Source organism: Mycobacterium sp. TH-M11 (genome assembly GCF_057473725.1).
The window spans coordinates 1-3,668 of sequence record NZ_JBYCLD010000441.1 but is presented as its reverse complement, the minus strand read 5'-3'; the positions used below and the strand labels follow the sequence as shown (position 1 = coordinate 3,668).

Annotated in this window: 6 protein-coding genes; 2 read left to right on the top strand and 4 right to left on the bottom strand. The window is 64.0% G+C overall.

The window, feature by feature from the left end; translation table 11 throughout:
• Positions 1 to 184: 184 nt before the first annotated feature.
• Positions 185 to 463 (bottom strand): hypothetical protein, encoded by a 279-nt coding sequence (locus AC2VOG_RS17275; protein WP_486941078.1) that lies wholly within the window; start codon positions 461 to 463, stop codon positions 185 to 187.
• A 142-nt stretch (positions 464 to 605) separates the two neighbouring features.
• On the opposite strand from AC2VOG_RS17275, the gene AC2VOG_RS17270 reads away from it, so the two are divergent.
• Positions 606 to 884: a hypothetical protein gene (locus AC2VOG_RS17270; RefSeq protein ID WP_486941077.1), complete on the top strand. Its 279-nt coding sequence runs from the start codon at positions 606 to 608 to the stop codon at positions 882 to 884.
• A 445-nt stretch (positions 885 to 1,329) separates the two neighbouring features.
• Here the strand turns inward: AC2VOG_RS17270 and AC2VOG_RS17265 are convergent, their stop codons facing one another.
• Complete coding sequence (locus AC2VOG_RS17265; protein ID WP_486941076.1) at positions 1,330 to 1,806, bottom strand: MarR family winged helix-turn-helix transcriptional regulator; 477 nt, start codon at positions 1,804 to 1,806, stop codon at positions 1,330 to 1,332.
• Between the two features lie 196 nt (positions 1,807 to 2,002).
• Between AC2VOG_RS17265 and AC2VOG_RS17260 the strand changes: the two genes are divergently transcribed.
• Complete coding sequence (locus AC2VOG_RS17260) at positions 2,003 to 2,611, top strand: hypothetical protein (protein WP_486941075.1); 609 nt, start codon at positions 2,003 to 2,005, stop codon at positions 2,609 to 2,611.
• Between the two features lie 49 nt (positions 2,612 to 2,660).
• Here the strand turns inward: AC2VOG_RS17260 and coaD are convergent, their stop codons facing one another.
• Positions 2,661 to 3,152, bottom strand: coding sequence for a pantetheine-phosphate adenylyltransferase (gene coaD, locus AC2VOG_RS17255; RefSeq protein ID WP_486941074.1), 492 nt, complete (start codon positions 3,150 to 3,152; stop codon positions 2,661 to 2,663).
• Positions 3,153 to 3,278: 126 nt separating this feature from the next.
• A partial coding sequence (locus tag AC2VOG_RS17250) for an RsmD family RNA methyltransferase (RefSeq protein ID WP_486941073.1) occupies positions 3,279 to 3,668 on the bottom strand: 390 nt, incomplete at its 5' end.

Here is a 3,668-nt window from a genome sequence, read left to right as displayed (position 1 = left end):
TCGTTCAGGCCGAATGCTGCGAGGAGCATGCCGAAGGCTCGATTAACGAACGGGCCGATCAGCCAGGCGGCCAATGCGGCGACGAATGCCGCGCTGGAGATCTCTAGGCGCCAAGCCGTGCCGATCGCGGTGGGCGGTTCATTGGTGAGTTGGGCGAGCAAGAAAGCCCTGGTCACTGGCGGCATCAAGAATTGAGGAAGTTCCGGCCGATGTAGAGGATGACCGCGGAGTCGACTGCGGTATTGCTCCAGAGAATGACCCAGTTGTCGTCACGGGACCGAACGGGGATTGCCCAGACGGTGTGGCCGCTGGATGCGCGGATGCTGTGTCGCCGATTGATGGCGTTGTGAGGGTCATCTTCAAGGACGTCGATCGCCGCCTCGATTAACTCTGCTGCGTCCTCGTCGGTTTTCCAGAGTTCGGTGAGGGCGGCATCAGCGGCGGGAGCAAAGAGGACGTTCAAGAGGGATCTCCCGTCGGCGGCGGGTTAGGGTCAGCTGCCAAGCAGGTGTTGACAGCGTACCAGCGGTACGTCGTACCGAATGTACCGACGGTGCGTTGGTGCTGTACAGTCAGTGTCACGACATATGACACGAGGAGACCTGATGACCGTGCCATCTGCTCACGAACACACCGTTGAACTTGACGGCCGCAATCGAATCAGCCTCAACGGACTCGACCTCCGCAGCAAGACCTACTTCGTGCGCGCCGATCCGGAAGGGACAATCGTCCTGGAGCCTGCAGTGGTGATGTCAATGGCCGAGGCGGCGTATCTGCGTCACCCCGAGGTTCAGGCGGTCGTCGAAGAGGGGCTTAACAATCCGCAAGAACACCGGCCGCGAACTAAACGCCGTGAGCGCACAGCGAGGTCGGGCGAGGTCTAACTGGTGACTTTTCCGATGGCTGGAAGCCGTCGGATATTTCGCATCTCAGCCTCCCTCGGTCCAGAACTGATTGAGACGCCCGATCGCCTCGTCACGGGTCTCGTCGCTGTGATCTCCTGGCCCGCGCCGCTCAGCAACTACCGCAGGTCGTTGTGTGCGAGGACTGTTCGGACAGCTTCGGCGACGGTGGCGAAGGCATCTGCTCTTGCACCGCTGTGTTGTGCATGACGTGCACGTTGACCCCCGGCCCGTGGGTCGGTGAATGGGAGGGCCTCACCGTCAACGAATACCTCGTTGAGGCGCCGTGCTCGGTGTTGCGCGCTCTGCGACCGCTACAGCATTGCCGTCCCATGGCCCGCGCCCGAGGACTCGGATGAAAGTCCGGTTTGAACCGCATGATGTGTGAGTGGGCCCCGAAAAGCTTCCAATAGTGTTGCCCGACAGGTTAACTGGGCCGTGACGTACTACCTCGGGGGCAGGCCGGACTTTCGCCGGACGGGTTGCCGGCACGGTAGAGCAACGATTTGAGCTGACGACGCTCGGCATGGCTGAGGTGAGCCAGCAGCTGCTCATCTGAGCACGCGACGGCCTCCTCGGCGCGCCTGAGCAACGCCTTGCCTTTGCGGGTCAACTGAGCCGGCAGCGCACGGCCCGACGACGCCGACGCGGGGCGGGCGACCAGGCCGTCTTCCTGTAGACCCTGCAGGACCTGGTTCATCGCTTGGGCGGTCACGTGCGTGTGGCGAGCAAGCTCGGCGCTGGTACGGCCCGGGTCTTCGGCCAGAATGCGCATGCAGACGAATTCGGGCAACCCGATGCCGAGCGGGCGCAACGCCTGGACCGCGTGGGGCCGCAATCGCGCCATCAAGGCACGCACCAGGTAGCCCAAGGGCTGATCTTCGAGATCGCTCATCCTCACCATGCTGGCATGAAACTGCAGCTCTAGTGCCGCATTGGTCGGCGCGTCGGTCGATGCAGTCAGGTTCCACGGGCGAAACGTCGATTCTTGTATCAAGACACTTGACATACCTTAGAAAGTCAGCGTATCAAGGAAGTAGATATACGAATTGACGGCCTGGCCATTGGGGCTCTCGCCGTTTGACAGAAGGAGAATCAGGATGTTCGGTGGTGGATTTGCAGGCCCCGGTCGGGGCGGACCCGGTTTCGGTGCGCCCGGTTGGGGTGGGCCAGGTTGGGGTGGGCCAGGCTTCGGCGGACCCGGCTGGGGTGGGCCCGGCCAGGGCGGCGACGGCGGACCCGGGCGCGGATTCGGTGGACGCCACAAGCGGGTGGTGGTCGGCACGGCGGCGTTGTTGCTCGACGGGCCCGCCAACGCGGAACAAATCGTGCAGCGGGTTTCCGAGGCGACCGGCGGAGCTTTCGCTCCGCCGCAGGCAATGGTCGAGCTTGCGTTCGGGAAGCTGGCCGGTCGCGGGTTGGTAACCGTCAGCGATGGGGTGGCCACCCTGACCGAGCTGGGCACAAATGTCCTGCAGTGGAAAGGAATCAGCAGCGAGACCATTCATGCGCGACTAGCCCACGCCGGCAAGTTCGGCGATGTCGTGAAGATTCGGTGGGGGCTGTTCGAGCTCGCCGGGTTGGCCCGGACCATTCATTGGTCGGGCACCGACGCACAGAAAGAGAAGCTTGCCGAAGCGCGGGCCACGGTGCTGAGCGCGATCACCGAGGCCAAGCAGTCATTGCACGCGGCGCTCGCTGCGAGCTGACCTACACCGAATCCTCAGCGCGGCCGTGGCTTTCGCCCGGCCGCGCTGACTATCTACCGTCGGCGGCCGAGCGCAGCTTTTGGGCCAGCCGACGGTTCACTGAATCGGGTAGCAGCTGGGACACGTCACCGCCCAGTGTCGCAACCTCTTTGGCCAACGACGACGACACGAACGAATACTGCGGAGCCGTCGCCACGAAGAAGGTATCGACGCCGGCGATGTGCTTGTTCATCTGCGCCATCTGCAATTCGTACTCGAAATCTGTACCGGTGCGCAGACCCTTGACGATCGCGGTCATTCCTCGAGACGTCACGAAATCGACCACCAGGCCCTGGCCGAGCTCGACCCGAACGTTAGGTAGATGCGACGTCGATTCCTCGATCATCGCGATCCGTTCGTCGATGTCGAACATGCTTTTCTTGGCGGGATTACCCAGAATCGCCACGACCACCTCGTCGAACTGCGCTGCGGCACGTTCGAAGACATCGATGTGACCCAACGTCACCGGATCGAAAGATCCTGGGCAGACGGCGCCGCTCATGCTGCGCACCGACGAGGCAGAGCGAAGCGATGAGGAGGAGCGGCGCTCATGACGCGCGCCACCGACGATGCAGAGCGAAGCGATGAGGAGGAGCGGCGCCCATGACGAAAGACGGTACACGCTGAATCACTGCCGTTCGGCCAGCTCCAAACGGGTGTCGCCGTACACCCGCTGCTGCCAGGGATCCCAGCCGTCGGGCCATGTCAGGACGGGTCCGCCCGCTGCGCGCTCCACCACGACGAGGCTTCCCGCCCGTACCCAGCCATGGCCGGCCAACGCGGTGAGCAGGCGCTCCACCTCGGCCGTGTCGACGTCGTAGGGCGGGTCCGCGAGCACGAGATCCACCGGCGCGGCGGGTCTGGTGGCCGACACGGCGGCGACGTGACCGCGCCGTAGAACGGCGCCGGGCAGACCGAGCGTGGCGATGTTGCGTTCGATCACCGCCGCCGCCCGGCGATCGGACTCGACGAACAATGCCGACCTCGCACCTCGCGAAAGTGCCTCCAAGCCGAGCGC

Excerpts from the sequence above, each read along its gene's own strand:
- AC2VOG_RS17270 (WP_486941077.1), top strand. The coding sequence starts at position 606 with ATGACCGTGCCATCTGCTCACGAACACACCGTTGAACTTGACGGCCGC.
- AC2VOG_RS17265 (WP_486941076.1), bottom strand. The coding sequence starts at position 1,806 with ATGGTGAGGATGAGCGATCTCGAAGATCAGCCCTTGGGCTACCTGGTG.
- AC2VOG_RS17260 (WP_486941075.1), top strand. The coding sequence starts at position 2,003 with ATGTTCGGTGGTGGATTTGCAGGCCCCGGTCGGGGCGGACCCGGTTTC.
- coaD (WP_486941074.1), bottom strand. The coding sequence starts at position 3,152 with ATGAGCGGCGCCGTCTGCCCAGGATCTTTCGATCCGGTGACGTTGGGT.